Origin of the sequence: Pseudomonas uvaldensis, from assembly GCF_021271205.1 — a bacterium.
GTDB classification, from domain to species: Bacteria; Pseudomonadota; Gammaproteobacteria; order Pseudomonadales; family Pseudomonadaceae; genus Aquipseudomonas; species Aquipseudomonas uvaldensis.
Map to the genome: position 1 here is coordinate 105,227 of NZ_JAIWKS010000009.1, position 18,859 is coordinate 124,085.

At 60.9% G+C, this 18,859-nt stretch carries 18 protein-coding genes; 10 read left to right on the top strand and 8 right to left on the bottom strand.

The window, feature by feature from the left end; all coding sequences use genetic code 11:
• Positions 1-11 precede the first annotated feature (11 nt).
• The 5 genes from LCU97_RS20285 to LCU97_RS20305 all read right to left on the bottom strand — a co-directional run bounded on the left by LCU97_RS20285 (position 12) and on the right by LCU97_RS20305 (position 4,644).
• Positions 12-1,955, bottom strand: coding sequence for a GGDEF domain-containing protein (locus tag LCU97_RS20285; RefSeq protein ID WP_232777588.1), 1,944 nt, complete (start codon positions 1,953-1,955; stop codon positions 12-14).
• Complete coding sequence (locus LCU97_RS20290) at positions 1,952-2,830, bottom strand: endonuclease/exonuclease/phosphatase family protein (protein ID WP_232777589.1); 879 nt, start codon at positions 2,828-2,830, stop codon at positions 1,952-1,954. The genes LCU97_RS20285 and LCU97_RS20290 overlap by 4 nt, the downstream gene beginning before the upstream one ends.
• A gap of 15 nt (positions 2,831-2,845) precedes the next feature.
• On the bottom strand, positions 2,846-3,490 hold the full coding sequence (locus tag LCU97_RS20295; protein ID WP_053149338.1) for a thiol:disulfide interchange protein DsbA/DsbL: 645 nt from the start codon (positions 3,488-3,490) through the stop codon (positions 2,846-2,848).
• A gap of 184 nt (positions 3,491-3,674) precedes the next feature.
• Complete coding sequence (locus tag LCU97_RS20300; protein ID WP_053149335.1) at positions 3,675-4,307, bottom strand: c-type cytochrome; 633 nt, start codon at positions 4,305-4,307, stop codon at positions 3,675-3,677.
• A 46-nt stretch (positions 4,308-4,353) separates the two neighbouring features.
• Complete coding sequence (locus LCU97_RS20305; protein WP_003196231.1) at positions 4,354-4,644, bottom strand: c-type cytochrome; 291 nt, start codon at positions 4,642-4,644, stop codon at positions 4,354-4,356.
• A gap of 191 nt (positions 4,645-4,835) precedes the next feature.
• On the opposite strand from LCU97_RS20305, the gene yihA reads away from it, so the two are divergent.
• Entirely contained in the window at positions 4,836-5,477 is a 642-nt protein-coding gene (gene yihA, locus LCU97_RS20310) for a ribosome biogenesis GTP-binding protein YihA/YsxC (protein WP_053149331.1), read from the top strand.
• Between the two features lie 275 nt (positions 5,478-5,752).
• Here the strand turns inward: yihA and polA are convergent, their stop codons facing one another.
• Positions 5,753-8,518: a DNA polymerase I gene (gene polA, locus LCU97_RS20315; protein WP_053149328.1), complete on the bottom strand. Its 2,766-nt coding sequence runs from the start codon at positions 8,516-8,518 to the stop codon at positions 5,753-5,755.
• 74 nt (positions 8,519-8,592) lie between these two features.
• Here polA and LCU97_RS20320 point away from each other — a divergent pair, with 74 nt between their 5' ends.
• Together LCU97_RS20320 and LCU97_RS20325 are read left to right on the top strand one after the other, a co-directional pair.
• Entirely contained in the window at positions 8,593-8,880 is a 288-nt protein-coding gene (locus tag LCU97_RS20320) for a DUF2782 domain-containing protein (RefSeq protein ID WP_053149325.1), read from the top strand.
• Between the two features lie 62 nt (positions 8,881-8,942).
• Positions 8,943-9,893, top strand: coding sequence for a homoserine kinase (locus LCU97_RS20325; RefSeq protein WP_053149322.1), 951 nt, complete (start codon positions 8,943-8,945; stop codon positions 9,891-9,893).
• A gap of 50 nt (positions 9,894-9,943) precedes the next feature.
• Here the strand turns inward: LCU97_RS20325 and LCU97_RS20330 are convergent, their stop codons facing one another.
• A complete protein-coding gene (locus tag LCU97_RS20330) occupies positions 9,944-10,867 on the bottom strand; it encodes a zinc ABC transporter substrate-binding protein ZnuA (protein ID WP_053149319.1) in 924 nt (307 codons plus the stop codon).
• A 66-nt stretch (positions 10,868-10,933) separates the two neighbouring features.
• Here LCU97_RS20330 and zur point away from each other — a divergent pair, with 66 nt between their 5' ends.
• The 4 genes from zur to LCU97_RS20350 are packed head-to-tail and all read left to right on the top strand — an operon-like array spanning position 10,934 to position 13,730.
• The gene (gene zur, locus LCU97_RS20335) at positions 10,934-11,416 is read left to right on the top strand and encodes a zinc uptake transcriptional repressor Zur (protein ID WP_039593466.1); all 483 of its coding nucleotides are present in this window, start codon (positions 10,934-10,936) and stop codon (positions 11,414-11,416) included.
• Positions 11,416-12,198, top strand: coding sequence for a zinc ABC transporter ATP-binding protein ZnuC (znuC, locus tag LCU97_RS20340; RefSeq protein ID WP_053149316.1), 783 nt, complete (start codon positions 11,416-11,418; stop codon positions 12,196-12,198). Before zur ends, znuC begins: the two co-directional genes overlap by 1 nt.
• Positions 12,191-12,979, top strand: a complete 789-nt coding sequence (znuB, locus tag LCU97_RS20345; RefSeq protein ID WP_053149313.1) for a zinc ABC transporter permease subunit ZnuB — start codon at positions 12,191-12,193, stop codon at positions 12,977-12,979. The genes znuC and znuB overlap by 8 nt, the downstream gene beginning before the upstream one ends.
• Before the next feature lie 37 nt (positions 12,980-13,016).
• Entirely contained in the window at positions 13,017-13,730 is a 714-nt protein-coding gene (locus LCU97_RS20350) for a PA5502 family lipoprotein (RefSeq protein WP_232777590.1), read from the top strand.
• Positions 13,731-13,852: 122 nt separating this feature from the next.
• On the opposite strand, the gene katE is transcribed toward LCU97_RS20350, so the two are convergent.
• Positions 13,853-15,991, bottom strand: coding sequence for a catalase HPII (gene katE / locus LCU97_RS20355; protein WP_232777591.1), 2,139 nt, complete (start codon positions 15,989-15,991; stop codon positions 13,853-13,855).
• 227 nt (positions 15,992-16,218) lie between these two features.
• Here katE and LCU97_RS20360 point away from each other — a divergent pair, with 227 nt between their 5' ends.
• The 3 genes from LCU97_RS20360 (at position 16,219) to LCU97_RS20370 (ending at position 18,740) form a co-directional block, all read left to right on the top strand.
• The gene (locus LCU97_RS20360) at positions 16,219-17,226 is read left to right on the top strand and encodes a methionine ABC transporter ATP-binding protein (protein WP_232777644.1); all 1,008 of its coding nucleotides are present in this window, start codon (positions 16,219-16,221) and stop codon (positions 17,224-17,226) included.
• Positions 17,226-17,888, top strand: coding sequence for a methionine ABC transporter permease (locus LCU97_RS20365; protein WP_053149304.1), 663 nt, complete (start codon positions 17,226-17,228; stop codon positions 17,886-17,888). Before LCU97_RS20360 ends, LCU97_RS20365 begins: the two co-directional genes overlap by 1 nt.
• 78 nt (positions 17,889-17,966) lie before the next feature.
• A complete protein-coding gene (locus tag LCU97_RS20370; protein WP_053149301.1) occupies positions 17,967-18,740 on the top strand; it encodes a MetQ/NlpA family ABC transporter substrate-binding protein in 774 nt (257 codons plus the stop codon).
• Positions 18,741-18,859: the final 119 nt, after the last annotated feature.

Here is an 18,859-nt window from a genome sequence, read left to right on the forward strand (position 1 = left end):
GAACAATTGGATTAGCCAATCTCCACTCGGTTACGCCCGGCCGCCTTTGCCCTGTAAAGCGCCTGATCGGCTCTTTTGAGCACCAGATCACTGCGTTCTCCGGTTTTAAAGCGGGTAAGGCCAATGGACACCGTAATCGTGACCGGCTCACCCTTGAAATGGAATGGGCAGGCCTCGATGGCCGCTCGAAAGTTCTCGGCCAGTCCGCCGCCCGCCGTTAACGGTGTGTCCGGCAGCAGCAGGACAAATTCCTCGCCGCCAAAACGGGCAATGAAATCGCTGCCGCGCAGGCGTTTACGCAATACGGAAGCAATGATCTTCAATACCCTGTCGCCAGCCAGGTGGCCGTAGTTGTCGTTGATTCGCTTGAAGTGGTCGAGATCGAGTATGGCCAGCAGCAAGCTATTGCCATGCCGTTGCCACTGGGTGACTTCATGCTCCAGGCGTTCGCTCCAGGCGGCGCGGTTAGGCAGCCCGGTGAGTGGATCGATCAGGGCTTTTTGCCGCTGTTCTTCAAGATTCTCGCGAACGACCTGGGCTTCCTGCTCCATCACCGCGACGCGCTCCGCCAGGCTCTTCAACCGAGCGGAAACCTCTTGCTCGCGCTGGTCCCGTTGCAGGCGGTGCTGATCCATCGTACCGAGCAAGCCTTCGAGATGGTTCTCCAGCACTTGCTTGAGTCCTTCCAGGTCATCGGCTTCCTGCATGCTGCTTTGCAAGCCATCGACCTGTTCGCGAATCTGCGTGTCCATTTCCCTGGAAGCTGAAAGATTGTCCGCATGGCCTTCACTGGCGGCCCGCAGGCTGCTCTGGAATGACTCCAACCGATCATTGAGGCGCTGTAGGTAGGCTTCGAACTCGTGCTGCCCGCTGTCGGTGATTGCCAGCATGAGCGTCGCAAAATCGTCGAGAATCGGCAGCAACTCATACCAGTTCAAACCGTTTTGCAGCCGTTCACGCATCGCTTCGGCCTGGGGACGGTGGCGTTCGGGCAGCGTCAGGTCACCCAGCAAGCCCAACAATGTGTCTTCGATATGCCTGGCCACTGAGCTATAGGACGGCTCCGGCGAATCGGGCAGGGCATAATGGACATCCTCCAGGTCGACAGGCAGCGCCTCGACGGTTTCGGGCGCATCGGGCTCCGTATCCGGAGCGGATACATGCGGATCGGTCTCGGGCGGCACCTCGGACACCAGCTCATCGGGGTTCTCGAACGCAGGCGCGGGAGCCGGAGCGGGATCAAGCATTGGCGGGATAAAAGGGTCCGGCTCGACGGTTTCGTCGGCGTGCCGTATCGGTTCCGCCGCGGGAGAGAGGGGTACAGGCTCAACGGCCAATTGCTTCGGCATCGCTGGCACAGCCCCAGTTTCAGGCCCCGCGTTGTCGGCGGCAGGTTCAGGGGATGGGGATGGGGATGAGCCATCTTCATGGCCATGGCCGCCAAACAACCGCTGCAACAAGCCGGGACGATGCGCTTGCTCGGGAGCCTCCAACACTTCCAGGGCCTTGCCTTGCAAACCGCTCAGTTCGCTGAGCAGCAATGGAATTTCTCGAGCCTGGCCTACTCGCGCCTCGAGGTGTTTGGCGAACCTCTTGAGCGGCCGACTGACTTCCCTGGGCAACGGCAGGGTTTGTAACTGAGTGACAAGGGCAGTCAGGGCAGTGCTCATCTGCTCGGTTCGGGTCTCGCGGCGCTGCTCGGAATCCAGCACGGCTTTTTCCAGACGAGGCAACAGGGCGGCGAGCGCGGCGTCCATCTCATCGGTGCGCACCACTTCGCGCATTTCCTTCATGCATTGGTCGACGGCCCTGTCGGTGCCTTCGGCGGCCAGCGTACTGCGCACCAGGCCACGCCGCAGCAGGTCGAGCCGCGCATTCCAGCGTCGTTCGAGCTTCTCCTGCTGTTCGATGCTCCTGAGGTATTTCTCTCTCCAGCGTTCGGCGTCGTCGCTCATTCATCGGATCCGCAAGGGCCAGGACTCAACGCAGGGAATGTATCGGCCGTCAGCGAACCCGGCAAACGAATTTCGACCGCGACCGGCAGGTGGTCGGAAATGGGTTGGGCCAGGACTTCGACACGCTCAAGGGTCAAGGTCGGGCTCAGCAGGATATGGTCCAGGCAGCGCTGGGGGCGCCAGCTGGGGAACGTCGCTTCCAGCTGCGGCGCAAGAAGGCCCAGGTCACGCAGGGGCGAGCTTTGCAGCAGGTCGTTGGCATGGGTGTTCATGTCGCCCATCAATACCTGGTGCTTGTAGCCACCGATCATTTCGCGAATGTAGGCCAACTGCATCGAGCGGGTCCGCGCGCCAAGGGCCAGGTGCATCATGACCACCACCAGCGCCTCCGGACCTTCACCGAAACGCGCCAGGATCGCGCCGCGCCCTTTAGGGCCCGGCAGCGGATGATCTTCGATCGCCCAGGGCCGCAGGCGGCTCAACACACCATTGCTGTGCTGAGCGAAGCGCCCGAGGTTGCGATTGAGTTGTTGGTACCAATAGGGAAATGCGCCCAGTTGGGCCAGATGTTCGACCTGATTGACGTAGCCTGACCTCAAGCTGCCGCCGTCGGCCTCTTGCAGCGCCACCAGGTCGAAATCCTTCAGCAGTTCGCCGATCTTCTGCAGGTTTCCGGCGCGCCCGGTGTGCGGCAGCAAATGTTGCCAGCCGCGGGTCAGGTAATGCCGGTAGCGCTCGGTGCTGATGCCCACCTGAATATTGAAGCTGAGCAACCGCAAACGGTTGTCGGCGGGCAGGCCCGTTGAGGCGACATGGTGCTCGTTGACCCGTGGTTCATGCAGGCCAATGATGCGTTCGGTTCTCCAGCGGGCCATGGACGCAGTCCGCGCTTAGTTGGCAGCGGCCTTAGCGGTCGTCCGCTCCTTGGCAATCAGCTTGTCGGCCAGAGCCAGCGCTTCGTTTGCGCCGCCGGCGGAGCCGATATCGAAGCGGTACTTGCCGTTTACGATCATGGTCGGTACGCCAGTGACCTGGTATTTCTTGGCAAGATCCTTGGCCTTGGTGATCTGGGCCTTGATCGCGAAGGAGTTGAAAGTCGCCAGGAACTTCTCCTTGTCGACGCCTTGAGTAGCAAGGAATTCGGCCATGTCTTCAGGATCGGTCAGACGCTTCTTCTCATTCTGGATCGCGTTGAACACCGCGGCGTGAACCTTGTGCTCGACGCCCATGGTTTCGAGGGTCAGGAACATTTGGCCGTGGGCATCCCACGGGCCGCCGAACATGGCGGGGACGCGCACGAAATTCACGTCCGAAGGCAGCTTGTCGACCCAAGGGTTGATGACCGGTTCGAATGCGTAGCAATGCGGGCAGCCGTACCAGAACAGCTCCACCACTTCGATCTTGCCAGGCACCGCCACCGGAACCGGGTTGGTCAATTCGACATAGGGAGCCTTCGACTCCTCGGCGGTGGCTTGAGCGCCAATGCCGAACAGGCTGGCAACGACGAGCGCGGCGCTGATGATCAGATTACGCATGCTTTACTCCTGGACATGGATGGCCTCGCGAGGCGTGTCTTTGAGACAGGCCGTGGCGGGTTCAAGTTCGTAGTGTAACGGCAGCGGCCACAAAAAAGGGCGGCCAAAGCCACCCTTTTGATGTTTACCGCGACAGATAAATCGAGCGTTAACATTGCAAGCTCAGCCACGCAGGTCAATGCACTCAGTGCAAGCCCTGAATGTAGCTGGCCACCGCAGCGATATCTTCGTCACTGAGCTTGCGAGCGATGGTGCGCATGGTCATCGCGTCGCCATCGTTGGCGCGGCCGCCTTCTTCCTTGCGGAAATCGGTCAGTTGCTTGGTGATGTATTGGGCATGCTGGCCACCCAGGTGCGGGAAGCCGGCGGGGGCGTTGCCCTTGCCGTCTGGCGCGTGGCAGCCGGTGCAGGCTGGCAGTCCTTTTTCCAGGTTGCCGCCGCGAAACAGCGCTTCCCCACGGGCCACGAGTTTTGGATCGGCCGCGCCGACACTGCCCTTCTGGCTGGCAAAATAAGCGGAAATGTCCGCCAGGTCCTGGTCGCTCAGGTTGTTCAGCAGGCCGGTCATTTCCAGGACGGTGCGCTTGCCCGACTTGATGTCGTGCAGTTGCTTGTTCAGGTAACGCTCGCCCTGACCCGCCAGTTTCGGAAAGTTGGGCGCCATGCTGTTGCCATCCGGGCCGTGGCAGGCTCCGCATACGGCAGCTTTCGCCTGGCCGGCTTTCGCATCGGCGACGATGGAGGCACTACCGCCAGCGGCGTGGGCAACACCGGATATCCCCAAGGTCAACAGCAGACTCACGATCAGTTTGTTCATCAGCTAATCCAACTACGGCTAAGGGTTAAAGAGTTATGGACCGGGTTCACTCGCTCATCCACTGGATGATGGCTCGGTAATCCTCGGCACTGCAGTCCATGCACAAACCACGCGGCGGCATCGCCTTGAAACCCTGGGTCACGTGTTGCACCAGCGTCTCCATACCTTTCGCCAACCTCGGCGTCCAAGCTTCCTGATCGCCCTTGCGGGGCGCCATGGGGAGTTGGCCGGAATGACAGGCACCACAAACACGGTTGTACACAGCTTCCGGATCCTGTGTAGCCTGAGCGCTGTAAAGCGGCATCAAGACACCGGCAGCTAGCAGCCATTTCGTCATAAAACGACCTTTTCAGGGTTGAGAGCGAGCTGCGTTCTGATGCGCAATTCTGGTCGATCGCTCTCGTGAGCCTCATCCTACGCTGGGACAAAGCGCACACAAAATCTGCGGCATTATATACTGGCGTCACTGAAACGGAAACGACACCGCTTGCCGCGTCCATTCCCGACGCCGCCCACATCGGAAATCCCATGCAACTGAAGAACCCCATCCTTGGCCTGTGCCAACAGTCCACCTTCATGCTCAGCGCCGCCAAAGTCGATCAATGCCCCGACGACGAAGGCTTCGAAGTGGCGTTTGCCGGTCGTTCCAACGCCGGCAAATCCAGCGCGCTGAACACCCTGACCCATGCAAGCCTGGCACGGACCTCGAAAACTCCGGGCCGCACGCAACTGTTGAATTTCTTCAAGCTAGACGATGAACGCCGTTTGGTCGACTTGCCCGGTTACGGTTACGCCAAGGTGCCGATCCCGCTCAAGCAACACTGGCAGCGTCATCTGGAAGCCTATCTGGGCAGCCGCGAGAGTTTGAAGGGATTGATTCTGATGATGGACATCCGCCATCCGATGACTGACTTCGACACACTGATGCTCGATTGGGCAGTCGCCAGCGGCATGCCCATGCACATCCTGCTGACCAAGGCCGACAAACTCACCTATGGCGCGGCGAAGAACACCTTGCTCAAGGTGCAGTCGCAGATACGCAAGGGCTGGGGCGAGGCGATCACTATCCAATTGTTCTCGGCGCCCAAGCGCATGGGCCTGGAAGAGGCCTACGGCGTGTTGGCCAACTGGATGGAGCTGGCGGACAAGGGCAGCGAACCCGCTGAATAAGCCGAATCGCGGGCAAAAAAAACCCCGGACTTCTTATGGGGAGGGGGAAGTTCGGGGTTCAAGTTCCGGACCGCTAGGGCGGGGTCCAGATATCTGCCAACACTTAACACAACATAGGAGCTATTGAAGGGCTTCACCAGCCATTCAGAAACTCTGAGTGCTCTTTCACGGTTTTAGTTCAGATTATTTTTGGAAATAACCTTAGGAATTTTCCGAGCTAACGCCGACGTTGCCCTTTGGGGCAGGCTCTGCCTGCCCAAGGTTCATTGCCAGGCTCAGTGCGCCTCGTCCCAGTTATTGCCCACGCCCACTTCCACCAGCAGCGGCACGTCCAGCGTGGCGGCGGCGCTCATATGCTGGCGGATCTCTTCGCGAACCTGGTCCACCAGGTCTTCGCGCACTTCCAGCACCAATTCGTCGTGGACCTGCAGGATGACCCTGGCATCCAGCCCCGACGCACACAGCCAGCGATCCACCGCCACCATGGCTTTTTTGATGATGTCGGCAGCCGTACCTTGCATCGGCGCGTTGATCGCCGTGCGCTCGGCGCCTTTGCGCAGCGCCGGGTTTTTCGCGTTGATGTCCGGCAGGTACAACCGGCGACCGAAGATGGTTTCGACGAACCCCTGCTCGGCAGCCTGGGTGCGGGTGCGCTCCATGTACGCCAGCACCCCCGGGTAGCGGGCGAAGTAACGGTCGATGTAGGCCTGGGACTGCTTGCGATCGACGCCGATCTGCTTGGCCAGGCCAAACGCGCTCATGCCGTAGATCAAGCCGAAGTTGATCGCCTTGGCGCTGCGACGCTGGTCATGAGTGACGGCGTCCAGCTCGACACCGAAGACCTCGGCGGCCGTGGCCCGGTGCACGTCCAGGTCATTGCGAAATGCATGGAGCAGGCCTTCGTCTTTGGCCAGGTGCGCCATGATCCGCAGTTCGATCTGCGAATAGTCCGCCGCCAGCAGCTTGTAACCCTTGGGCGCGACGAACGCCTGGCGGATCCGCCGGCCTTCGGCGGTGCGGATCGGGATGTTCTGCAGGTTCGGGTCGATGGACGACAGACGGCCGGTCGCGGCGACGGCTTGTTGATAATTAGTGTGGACGCGGCCGGTGCGGCTGTTGATCTGCTCCGGCAGACGATCGGTGTAGGTGCTCTTGAGCTTGCTCAGCGAGCGGTATTGCATCAGCACCTTGGGCAGCGGGTAATCCTGCTCGGCCAGTTCGGCGAGCACGGCTTCGGCGGTGGACGCCTGCCCCTTGGCGGTTTTGCTGAGCACCGGCAATCCGAGTTTTTCGTACAGGATCACTCCCAATTGCTTCGGTGAGCCGAGGTTGAATTCTTCACCGGCGATAGCAAATGCCTCACGCTCCAGCGCCACCAGCTTCTCGCCCAACTCGACACTCTGAACCCCCAGCAGATTGGCGTCCACGAGCGCGCCCTGGCGCTCGATGCGCGCTAGCACCGGCATCAACGGCATTTCGATTTCATTAAGCACTTTGCCCAGGCTCGGGACCGCGGCGAGCTTCTCCTGCAAGGCCTGATGCAGGCGGAAGGTCACGTCCGCGTCTTCGGCAGCATAGGGGCCGGCCAGTTCCAGGGCGATTTGATCGAAGGTCAGTTGCTTGACGCCTTTACCGGCAATGTCCTGGAAGTCCGTCTTGCTTTGGCCCAGGTATTTGAGCGCCAGACTGTCCATGTCGTGGCGGGTTGCCGTGGAATCCAGCACGTAGGATTCCAGCATGGTGTCGAAGGCAATGCCCTGGACGTAAATACCGTTGTCCTGATCGCCATCGATGGCGCAGTTGGCGAGGATGTTGGTCTCGAACTTGGCGTGCTGGCCGACTTTGAGCTTGTTCGGGTTTTCCAGCAGCGGCTTGAGGGCCTTGAGCACTGTGTCGCGGTCCAGTTGCTCCGGCACACCCATGTAGGAATGGGTCAGCGGAATGTAGGCAGCCTCGAACGGCGCCACGGCGAACGACAAGCCTACGAGCTGCGAGTGCTGGGCATCGGTGCCATTGGTTTCGGTGACGAAGGCAAACAGCGGCGCCTTTTCCAGCTTCGCCAGCCAGGTCTCGAAGCTCGCCTGATCGAGGATGACGTCGTACTTGGACTCGGCACCCGATTGCTCCTCGGCCACGTCGACGATTTCCTGGCCGGAGCGCTTGGCTTCGCGCTGGTTCTCCTCGAACCAGCTCTTGAATTCCAGCAGGGTGTAGAGCTCGGCGAGTTTTTCGTGGTCCGGCTCACCCATTTTCAAATCGTCGAGGCCGATATCCAAAGGCACGTCGGTCTTGATCGTCGCCAACTCGTAGGACAGGAAGGCCATTTCCTTGTGTTCTTCGAGCTTGGCGGGCAGGGTCTTGGCGCCGCGAATCGGCAGGGTGGGGACGATATCCAACTGCGCATACAGCTCGGTCAGGCCGCCGTTGACGCCCACCAGCAGGCCGGACGCGGTCTTCGGTCCGATACCCGGTACGCCGGGAATGTTGTCGGACGAATCGCCCATCAACGCCAGATAATCGATGATCTGCTCCGGAGCGACACCAAATTTCTCCTTCACGCCAGCCACGTCCAGCGAGCTACCGGTCATGGTATTGACCAAGGTAATGTGCCCGTCGACCAACTGCGCCATGTCTTTGTCGCCGGTGGAGATCACCACCGGGCGGTCGGCCGCGGCGCTGCTGCGGGCCAGGGTACCGATCACGTCATCGGCCTCGACGTTGTCCACGCACAACAGCGGGAAGCCCAGGGCCTTGACGCTGGCATGCAGTGGCTCGATCTGAACGCGCATGTCGTCGGGCATACTCGGGCGGTTGGCCTTGTATTCGGCGTACAACGCGTCACGAAACGTCCCACCCTTAGCGTCGAAGACCACGGCGAACGGGCTGTCCGGATACTGCTTTCGCAGGCTCTTGAGCATGTTCAACACACCCTTGACCGCGCCGGTGGGCAGGCCTTTGGAGGTGGTCAAAGGTGGCAGCGCATGAAAGGCGCGGTACAGATAAGAAGAACCGTCCACCAGGACGAGGGGGGCTTGGCTCATGAGCAGGATCAACCTTTTCGGCGGGTCCGGGGCTAGAATAGCGGGACCGTTGACGACAAAGGGACAAGGTTATCATGCGTACACTAAATCGCCTGTTACTGGCTGGCTTGTTTGCAATGACACCGCTGGCCGTCATGGCGGCGGACGAAGCACCTTCGGCGGACCCGGACGTGACCATTCGCACGGAAGGCGACAAGACGATCCAGGAGTACCGGCAAAACGGCTTTCTGTACGCGATCAAGGTCACGCCCAAGAACGGCAAGCCTTATTTCCTGGTGCGCGCCGATGGCAGTGATGCAAACTTCATCCGCTCGGATCAGCCGGATATGCTGATTCCGTCGTGGAAAATCTTCGAGTGGTGATGCCGCTCCCGACTTCAACAACCGGCGCCCGCTGAAGGGCGCCCGTACTGGCAGTTTTAACCATGTCTGTGTTCACCCCCCTGGCTCGGCCCGAGCTGGAAACCTTTCTCGCCCCCTACGGGCTTGGCCGTCTGCTTGATTTCCAGGGGATCGCCGCCGGCAGCGAAAACACCAATTTCTTTATCAGCCTGGAGCAGGGCGAATTCGTCCTGACTCTGGTGGAGCGCGGCCCGGTCCAGGAAATGCCGTTCTTCATCGAACTGCTGGACGTGCTGCACGACGCCGACCTGCCAGTCCCTTATGCCTTGCGCACCACCGATGGCGTGGCGCTGCGGGAGCTGGCCGGCAAGCCGGCGCTGCTGCAACCACGCCTGGCGGGCAAGCACATCAAGCAGGCCAATGCGCAGCATTGCGCTCAGGTGGGCGAGTTGCTGGCGCATCTGCACCTGGCGACAAAGGACAAGATGATCAAACGCAAGACCGATCGCGGACTGGACTGGATGCAGGAGGAGGGCACCAAGCTCCTGTCGCATCTGGACACCGAGGCCCGTCGCCTGCTGGAAGCGGCGCTCGATGAAATCGCTGTGCAAAAGACTGCCATTCTGGCGCTGCCCCGGGCCAATATCCACGCGGACCTGTTCCGCGACAACGCGATGTTCGAGGGCACGCACCTGACCGGGCTGATCGACTTTTACAACGCCTGCTCCGGGCCGATGCTGTATGACGTCGCCATTGCCCTGAATGACTGGTGTTCGAATGACGACGGTGTGCTCGATGGCGCCAGGGCCCGGGCATTGTTGGGGGCCTATGCGGCCCTGCGACCGTTCACCGCCGCCGAGGCCGAGCTATGGCCGACCATGCTGCGGGTGGCGTGCGTGCGGTTCTGGTTGTCGCGGTTGATCGCGGCCGAATCGTTTGCCGGGCAGGACGTGCTGATCCACGATCCGATGGAGTTTCAGCAGCGGTTGGGGCAGCGGCAGGACGTTCATACCTTGTTGCCGTTCGCCCTGTAACAGCAAAACCGAGCACTCCCTCGCCACGGGCTTTTGCAAAAAGCAGGGAGTTAGAGTGACTCCAGGCATTGCGCCAGATCATTGCCCAACTTCTCCAACAACTGCTCATACCCCTGCGCCGTCGCCGGGGTATAGCCGCCCAGGGCATCCAGTTCCGCCAGTTTGACCGGCAACCCGGCCACCAGGGTTTCGGCCAGGCGCGGGCGCAGGGGCGGTTCGCTGAAGACGCAGGTCTTGCCTACCGCCTGCAAACGCGTGCGCATCGCCGCCACGTGTTGGGCCCCCGGCTGGACCTCGGCGGCCACGGCGAAAACCCCTGCGTGCTTGAGCCCGTAGGTGTCTTCGAAATAGTCGAACGCTTCGTGGAACACGAAATAGGGTTTGCCCGCGATCCCGGCCAAGCGCGACTTCAGGCGCGCGTCCAAGGCATCGAGGCGCTGGTTGAAACCCTTCAGATTGCTTTGATAGCGAGCCGCATTGGCAGGATCGGCTGCGCTCAGGTCGGTTGCCATTCTGGCAGCGATCACCCGAGCATTGACCGGCGACAGCCACAGGTGGGCGTCGATCGTACCGGGACGATGGTCATGATCATGCTCGTCGCCGTCATCGTCGGCATGGGATTGGCTGTCCTCGGCAAAGTGCCGCAGCTTGAGTCCCGGCAGCTCCTGCACCGCAACGGAGGGCAACGTACGGCCATTCAACACCCGTGGCAGGAAACCCTCCATGTCGGGGCCGATCCAGTAGAGCAAGTCCACCGATTGCACCTTCCGTACGTCGGATGGCCGCAAGGCATAGTGGTGAGGCGAAGCACCGGGCGGCAGCAGCACCTCCGGTACGGCCACGCCGTCCTGCACGGCGGCGGCAATCAGCTGCAGCGGCTTGATGCTGGTGAGGACCTTCACCTCGGCCTGGGCAGGGCAGGTCAACAGGAAACTTGCGAAAAAAGCGACAAACAACGAAAAAAATCGAGACACGATGACCACTCAATGAGGCGAGAACCGGTAACATAATAACGTCTCTCACTGAACACGTCGCTGCCCATGCCTATCACACCCCTCGCCAGTCGCCCCCATGATCACTCTCACTGCGTGCACAGCGCGCTGTCCGAGGCCGACGCCATCTGCGCGCGCCAAGGGTTGCGCCTGACCGCCTTGCGTCGTCGTGTGCTGGAACTGGTCTGGCAAAGCCACAAACCATTGGGCGCCTACGACATCCTGGCCGTGCTCAGCGAGCAGGACGGCCGTCGTGCCGCGCCGCCCACGGTTTATCGCGCACTGGATTTCCTGTTGGAAAATGGCTTGGTGCATCGCATCTCCTCGTTGAACGCCTTCGTCGGCTGCAACCATCCGGAGCACGCTCACCAAGGCCAGTTCCTGATCTGCCGAGAGTGCCACGCCGCCATCGAGCTGGAACAGAAGTCCATCAGTGATGCCATCGTTGCCAGCGCCAAGGAGGTCGGCTTCGTGGTCGACACCCAGACCGTCGAAGTGGTCGGTCTCTGCTCCGGTTGCCAGGGGGCCTGATGAGCAACCCGTTGATCCGTCTCGAACAGGTGGCCGTGACCTTTGCCGGACAGAATGTGTTGGACAACATCCACCTGAGCGTCGAGCCTGGGCAGATCGTCACCCTGATCGGCCCCAACGGTGCCGGCAAGACCACTCTGGTGCGCGCCGTGCTGGGTTTGCTCAAGCCGGACAGCGGCAGCGTCTGGCGCAAACCGAAGCTGCGGGTTGGCTACATGCCGCAAAAGCTGCACGTGGACCCGACGTTGCCGCTGTCGGTGCTGCGCTTCCTGCGCCTGGTGCCAGGGGTCGATCGCACGCGGGCCCTGGCGGCGCTCGACGAAGTCGGCGCCGAGCACGTAATCGACAGCCCGGTACAAAGCATTTCCGGCGGTGAAATGCAGCGTGTGCTCCTGGCCCGCGCCCTGCTGCGTGAACCCGAACTGCTGGTGCTCGACGAGCCGGTGCAAGGCGTCGATGTAGCCGGCCAGGCCGAGCTGTACAGCCTGATTACACGCTTGCGCGACCGCCACGGCTGCGGCGTGTTGATGGTGTCCCACGACCTTCATTTGGTGATGAGCACCACCGACCAAGTGGTCTGCCTCAACCGTCACGTCTGCTGTTCCGGGCATCCCGAGCAGGTCAGCGGAGACCCGGCGTTCGTCGAGCTGTTCGGCAAGAATGCCTCTAGTCTGGCGATCTATCACCACCACCATGACCACGCCCACGACCTGCACGGTTCGGTGGTCATCGGCGCCCCGGTTACCCCCCACGTTCATGGAGATGGCTGCAAGCATGGCTGATTTTCTGTTGTACGCCCTGCTTGCAGGCCTGGCCCTCGCGCTGGTGGCCGGCCCCCTGGGCTCGTTCGTGGTCTGGCGGCGCATGGCCTATTTCGGCGACACCCTGTCCCACGCGGCCTTGCTCGGCGTGGCCCTGGGATTCTTGCTGGACATCAGTCCCACGGTTGCAGTGAGCGTCGGCTGCCTGTTGCTGGCAGTGGTGCTGGTGACTCTGCAACAGCGCCAACCGTTGGCATCCGATACGCTGCTGGGGATCCTGGCTCCCAGCACCCTGTCCCTCGGGCTGGTAGTGCTGAGCTTCATGCACGATGTGCGGATCGACCTGATGGCCTACCTCTTCGGCGACCTGCTGGCGATCAGCCCAATGGATCTGTCGTGGATCCTGGGCGGCAGCGCGGCGGTCCTGCTATTGCTGGTTGCACTCTGGCGCCCTTTGCTGGCCGTCACCGTGCATGAGGAACTGGCGCGAGTCGAAGGCTTGCCCGTGGTTGGACTGCGGCTGGCGCTGATGCTGCTGATTGCGGTGGTCATTGCCGTGGCGATGAAGATTGTCGGTGTATTGCTGATTACTTCATTGTTGATCATCCCGGCCGCTGCGGCACAACGTCACGCCCGTTCGCCGGAGCAGATGGCCCTGGGCGCAAGCCTGCTGGGCATGCTCGCAGTGTGTGGCGGACTGGCGTTATCGTGGTTCAAGGACACCCCGGCCGGACCGTCAATCGTGGTCAGCGCGGCCGCATTGTTTCTGCTGAGTTTTGTCCTGCCTCGCCGAGGGGTGTAGACTTGCTCGCTTTTTGCGCAAATAGAGAGTCGCAGGAATGAAGCCGTTCGCCTCCCGTTATCTGCTCCTTGTCGCATTTTCACTGCTGCTGGGCGCTTGCAAGAGTTCGCCGCCCGTCACTGAGGCTCCCGATACCCGGGGCCCGGCCATCGCGCAGCTGGAACAAAGCCTGGCCAGCAACGAGCTGTCCACCGCTGACGATCAATTGGCAGCGTTGCAGGCCCAGAAGCCTGAAGACCCGGCCCTGGAGCCGTATCAACGGCAACTGGCCGAGGCGTATTTGCGCCGCAGCCAGATCGATCTGCAAAAGGGTGACGTAAACGCCGCCGCAACAGCCTTGAGCCGCGCCCGTGCACTGATGCCAAAGGCGCCAGCCTTGACCGGCGAGGTCAACAGTGCCATTGCCGAAGCCCGCAAGGCCGAGCTGGAAAAAGCCGAAGCCGACCTCAAGGCCGCCGAAACCAAACCGGTCGCCAAGCTGATCGACCCCAGCGCAGAGAGCACCACGGTTGCATTGAATATCGGCGATATTCAGCAGATGCGTCGTCAACTCGACGCAATTGCCGCTGATGTAGTGGCTTACCAGTGTGACGTCAGCATTCAGGTGCCGCGTACCGATGATTACCCTTGGTTGGCTAACTTGCTGACCAAGCGGGTTAAGAAGCTCGATCCCGGATTTGAACTGAAACTGCGCAAACAGATTTTGCGTAGCGTACCGGCGCAGGTGGTGCTGACACCCCGTAAATCTTAAAAGCATCGCGAGCGGGCTCGCTCCCACAGGGGGTTGGTGGCGGATACGAAATCTGTATTCACACCGACCATCCACTGTGGGAGCGAGCCTGCTCGCGATGGCGTCCTAGCGGTCGCCCTTCATCAAGCCGGAACCGCCTTGGCCTTGGGCTCCCGTGCCCAGACTCGATGCTGCGCAATCGCCGCAAAAAACCGCGAAAAACCGCCCGCTTCAGCATCCTCAATCAACCCTGCATCCACCTCCAGCTTCAACTCCACCAGCAACTGCCGAGCCTCACCATGAAGCCCAATGGCCTTCAGATGCTTGTAAGCTTCCAGTACGTAATGCAACGCCACGCCGTCCCGACTCAGGGCCTTGATCGACTCTGCGCCGCCCGGTACGAACACCGCATCGAAGGCAATCGACGGCAAGCCTTCCATGGACGCATCCACCGCCAGCGACTGTCCATCGGCCGTGGTCACCGGCGCCGAAGTCGGGCCAAGCACTTTGGCGTGAGCGCCCTCGGCCTTCAGGGCCTGTTTGAGCGCATCGATAATCGCCCCATCCACCCCGTTCGCCACCAGCACCGCGACTTTGCGGGTTTTGATATCGCCCGACAGTAAGTTCGCCTGGCTCAATGCCGGGGATTTCTCCAGCGAAGGCGTCGGTACGTCCACGGTGCCGGCAGTCGGCGCTGGCAACCCCAGGTTCTTCGCGACCCGCGCCGCCAGCTCAAGGTCGATGTTGGCGAGGATCTCATTGACCTGCCGTGCCCGGATGAACTCGCGCTCCACCTTGCCCAGCTCAAAGCTGTAGGCGGCGATGATGTGCTCCTGCTCATGGGGGCTCATGCTTCGGTAGAACAGCCGCGCTTGCGAGAAATGGTCGCTGAAGGACTCGCTGCGCTGACGGATCTTGTAGGCGTCGATGCGTTCCGGATAGCTCTCGAAGCCACCGTCCTGTGGGCCGGGCGGGGTTTCCTTCGGCCAGCCACCGTCGATGGAGTTGGGCTCGTAGGAGGTCCGTCCCTTGTCGATGGTGCTGCGGTGCATGGCGTCGCGCTGGCCGTTGTGTACCGGGGTAATCGCCCGGTTGATCGGCAGCTCATGAAAGTTCGGCCCGCCGAGTCGGCTGATTTGCGTATCGGTGTATGAAAAGAGCCGGCCTTGCAGCAGCGGGTCGTTGGTAAAGTCGATACCCGGCACGATGTGCCCGGGGCAGAACGCGATTTGCTCGACCTCGGCGAAGAAATTATCCGGGTTGCGATTCAGTACCATCCTGCCCAAGGGGGTGATGGGCACCAGTTCTTCAGGAATCAGCTTGGTAGGGTCGAGCAGATCGAAGTCGAACTTGTGTTCGTCTTCCTCGGCAATGATCTGTACGCCAAGTTCCCATTCCGGGTAGTCCCCCATCTCGATCGCCTCCCAGAGATCGCGACGGTGGTAGTCGGTATCTTTACCTGCCAGTTTCTGGGCCTCGTCCCACACCAATGAACACGTGCCGACCTTGGGCCGCCAGTGGAATTTGACGAAGCTGCTGCGGCCCTCGGCATTGATCATGCGGAAAGTGTGCACGCCGAAACCCTGCATGCTGCGCAGGCTCTTCGGAATGGCCCGGTCGGACATCGCCCAGATCACCATATGAGCCGATTCAGGCACGAGCGAGACAAAATCCCAGAACGTGTCATGGGCGGATCCGCCGGTGGGAATTTCATTGTGGGGTTCGGGTTTCACCGCATGGACAAAATCCGGGAACTTCACCGCGTCCTGGATAAAGAACACGGGCATGTTGTTGCCCACCAGGTCGAAGTTGCCCTCGTCGGTAAAGAATTTCACCGCAAAGCCCCGCACGTCCCGCACGGTATCGCCGGAACCTCGTGGCCCTTGAACGGTGGAAAAGCGTACGAACACCGGAGTTTTCTTCTCCGGGTCCTGTAGGAAACCGGCCTTGGTTAGCGCTGAATGCGCCTCGTAGCACTGAAAGTAACCATGAGCGCCTGTACCACGGGCGTGAACGATGCGCTCAGGGATACGTTCATGGTCAAAATGCGTGATTTTTTCACGCATGATGAAGTCTTCCAGCAGCGAAGGCCCGCGGGCCCCGGCGCGGAGGGTGTTCTGGTTATCGGCGATTTTCACGCCCTGATTGGTGCGCAACGCCTGCTCGGTGGCATCGGCGCGAAATGGCTCCAGGCTCTCGAGCTTGGCGTTGGTATTGCTGCGGTCCAGGGTGTCTGTCCCGGCCAGTTGGCTCTTGTTGAGCGCGGGTTTGTCGATACTCATCAGGCGTAACTCCTCTTTCTATCCCTGCAGGGCCGGGATGCTTGAGTGGTCTAATGAGTGACCTGTACCGCTTCGCTGTGTTCCTTTTTTATGCCCGCTGATCGCGTTATTGCCAAATGACTGGTTCGATTGCAAATAAATGCTAAGAACCTCTATACGGACAGGCTAAAATGCGCGCCCGGCTAACCGCTGATCCCTTTTCCAACGCGCCCCACAAGGTTCGCTACGTGATCGAGTTTCAAAACGTCCATAAAACCTACCGCGTCGCCGGTAGGGACATCCCCGCGCTGCACCCGACCAGCCTGACGATTGAAAACGGTCAGGTCTTCGGCCTGATTGGTCATTCCGGGGCGGGAAAAAGTACCCTGCTGCGCCTGATCAATCGCCTGGAAGATGCCAGCGGCGGCAAGATCATCGTCGATGGCGAGGAAATCACCGCCCTGGATGCCAATGGCTTGCGACGTTTCCGTCAGCAGGTCGGGATGATTTTCCAGCATTTCAACCTGTTGGCTTCCAAGACCGTGGCCGACAACGTGGCGCTGCCCCTGACACTGGCCGGTGAATTGTCCCGCAACGAAATCGACCAGCGCGTCGCCGAGTTGCTGGCCCGTGTCGGTTTGTCCGACCATGCCCGCAAATACCCGGCGCAGCTGTCCGGCGGCCAGAAGCAGCGCGTCGGCATCGCCCGCGCCCTGGCGACCAAACCCAAGATTTTGCTGTGCGACGAAGCCACCAGCGCCCTCGACCCGCAAACCACCGCGTCGGTGCTGCAACTGCTGGCAGAGATCAACCGCGAGCTGAAACTGACCATCGTGCTGATCACCCATGAAATGGACGTGATCCGCCGGGTCTGCGACGAAGTGGCGGTCATGGACGCCGGTGTGATCGTCGAGCAAGGCCCGGTGGCCGAGGTGTTCCTGCACCCCAAGCACGCGACCACCAAGCGTTTCGTCCAGGAAGACGAGCAGATCGACGAAAGCGAACAGCGCGACGACTTCGCCCACGTACCGGGGCGCATCGTGCGTCTGACGTTCCAGGGCGACGCGACCTACGCGCCGCTGCTCGGAACCGTCGCCCGGGAAACCGGTGTGGACTACAGCATCCTGGCCGGTCGTATCGACCGCATCAAAGAAACCCCCTACGGGCAACTGACCCTCGCCATTACCGGCGGTGACATGGAGGCGGCGTTCGCCCGCTTCACCGCGGCCGATGTCCACATGGAGGTGCTGCGCTGATGGAATTTTTTGCAAACATCGACTGGCTGGAAATCTGGCTGGCCACCGGCGACACCTTCCTGATGCTGTTCGGTTCGCTGCTGTTTACTGTACTGCTCGGCCTGCCGCTGGGGGTGCTGCTGTTCCTGTGCAGCCCGCGCCAGTTGCTCGAAGCCCGGGGCGTTTATGCGTTGCTGTCGCTGATCGTCAACATCCTGCGCTCGCTGCCGTTCATCATCCTGTTGATCGTAATGATCCCGTTCACGGTATTGATCACCGGCACCTCGCTGGGTGTAGCCGGGGCGATTCCGCCATTGGTGGTCGGCGCGACGCCGTTCTTCGCTCGCCTGGTGGAAACTGCCTTGCGCGAAGTGGACCGCGGCATCATCGAAGCGACCCAGGCCATGGGCGCGACGACCCGCCAGATCATCGTCAATGCCTTGCTGCCGGAGGCCCGTCCGGGCATCTTTGCCGCGATAACTGTGACAGCGATTACGCTGGTGTCCTACACGGCCATGGCCGGCGTCGTTGGCGCCGGTGGCTTGGGCGACCTGGCGATCCGTTTCGGTTACCAGCGCTTCCAGACCGATGTAATGGTGGTCACGGTGGTGTTGCTGTTGGTGCTGGTCCAGGTGCTGCAAACCGTGGGCGACAAGCTGGTTGTGCATTTCTCTCGAAAATAAGGCCTCGCGCCCATAAACCATGAGCCAGCCATTCGCTGGCAGGCGCCGAGAGCGGGCGCCTCTAAAGGAGTTAGCTGAATGAAGAAACTACTGGTTGCCTTCGCTGCCGCTGCAGCTTTTTCCGCCCACGCCGCCGACACCCTGACCGTCGCGGCCACGCCGGTGCCCCACGCGGAAATCCTCGAATTCGTCAAACCGGCACTGGCCAAGGAAGGCGTAGACCTCAAGGTCAAAGTCTTCACCGACTACATCCAGCCGAACGTACAGGTCGCCGAAAAACGCCTGGACGCCAACTTCTTCCAGCACCAGCCGTACCTGGATGAATTCAACAAGGCCAAGGGCACCCACCTGGTGAGCGTGGCCGGTGTGCACCTGGAACCCCTGGGCGCGTATTCCAGCAAGTACAAAAAACTGGAAGAACTGCCGGGCGGTGCCAACGTGGTGATCCCTAACGACGCCACCAACGGTGGCCGTGCGCTGTTGCTGCTGGCTAAGGCTGGAGTGATCAAGCTGAAGGATTCGAACAACATCCTGTCGACGACCAAGGACATTACCGAGAACTCGAAGGATCTGAAATTCCGTGAGTTGGAAGCGGCGACCATTCCGCGAGTGCTGACTCAGGTAGATCTGGCGTTGATCAACACCAACTATGCACTGGAAGCCAAGCTCGACCCGTCCAAGGATGCGTTGGTGATCGAAGGCAGCGACTCGCCTTACGTGAACATCCTGGTGGCGCGTGACGACGACAAGGACAGCGAGGCAATGAAGAAGCTGGTCGCTGCCTTGCGCACCCCAGAAGTGAAAGCCTTCATTCTGGAGAAGTACAAAGGGGCGGTTTTGCCGGCGTTTTGATCGGGTCGGGTGATGGAAAAACGGGGCTGCGTGGAAATGCAGGCCCGTTTTTTTTGCTCGCCATAAAGACCTGTCCCCTCGTCATAGGATCCGCTTCATTGTTTTACAACCCTCATGAT

Bases quoted from the DNA above. Each gene is read 5' to 3' on its own strand.
- LCU97_RS20285 (WP_232777588.1), bottom strand. From the start codon at position 1,955: ATGAGCGACGACGCCGAACGCTGGAGAGAGAAATACCTCAGGAGCATC.
- LCU97_RS20290 (WP_232777589.1), bottom strand. From the start codon at position 2,830: ATGGCCCGCTGGAGAACCGAACGCATCATTGGCCTGCATGAACCACGG.
- LCU97_RS20295 (WP_053149338.1), bottom strand. From the start codon at position 3,490: ATGCGTAATCTGATCATCAGCGCCGCGCTCGTCGTTGCCAGCCTGTTC.
- LCU97_RS20300 (WP_053149335.1), bottom strand. From the start codon at position 4,307: ATGAACAAACTGATCGTGAGTCTGCTGTTGACCTTGGGGATATCCGGT.
- LCU97_RS20305 (WP_003196231.1), bottom strand. From the start codon at position 4,644: ATGACGAAATGGCTGCTAGCTGCCGGTGTCTTGATGCCGCTTTACAGC.
- yihA (WP_053149331.1), top strand. From the start codon at position 4,836: ATGCAACTGAAGAACCCCATCCTTGGCCTGTGCCAACAGTCCACCTTC.
- polA (WP_053149328.1), bottom strand. From the start codon at position 8,518: ATGAGCCAAGCCCCCCTCGTCCTGGTGGACGGTTCTTCTTATCTGTAC.
- LCU97_RS20320 (WP_053149325.1), top strand. From the start codon at position 8,593: ATGCGTACACTAAATCGCCTGTTACTGGCTGGCTTGTTTGCAATGACA.
- LCU97_RS20325 (WP_053149322.1), top strand. From the start codon at position 8,943: ATGTCTGTGTTCACCCCCCTGGCTCGGCCCGAGCTGGAAACCTTTCTC.
- zur (WP_039593466.1), top strand. From the start codon at position 10,934: ATGCCTATCACACCCCTCGCCAGTCGCCCCCATGATCACTCTCACTGC.
- znuC (WP_053149316.1), top strand. From the start codon at position 11,416: ATGAGCAACCCGTTGATCCGTCTCGAACAGGTGGCCGTGACCTTTGCC.
- znuB (WP_053149313.1), top strand. From the start codon at position 12,191: ATGGCTGATTTTCTGTTGTACGCCCTGCTTGCAGGCCTGGCCCTCGCG.
- LCU97_RS20350 (WP_232777590.1), top strand. From the start codon at position 13,017: ATGAAGCCGTTCGCCTCCCGTTATCTGCTCCTTGTCGCATTTTCACTG.
- katE (WP_232777591.1), bottom strand. From the start codon at position 15,991: ATGAGTATCGACAAACCCGCGCTCAACAAGAGCCAACTGGCCGGGACA.
- LCU97_RS20365 (WP_053149304.1), top strand. From the start codon at position 17,226: ATGGAATTTTTTGCAAACATCGACTGGCTGGAAATCTGGCTGGCCACC.
- LCU97_RS20370 (WP_053149301.1), top strand. From the start codon at position 17,967: ATGAAGAAACTACTGGTTGCCTTCGCTGCCGCTGCAGCTTTTTCCGCC.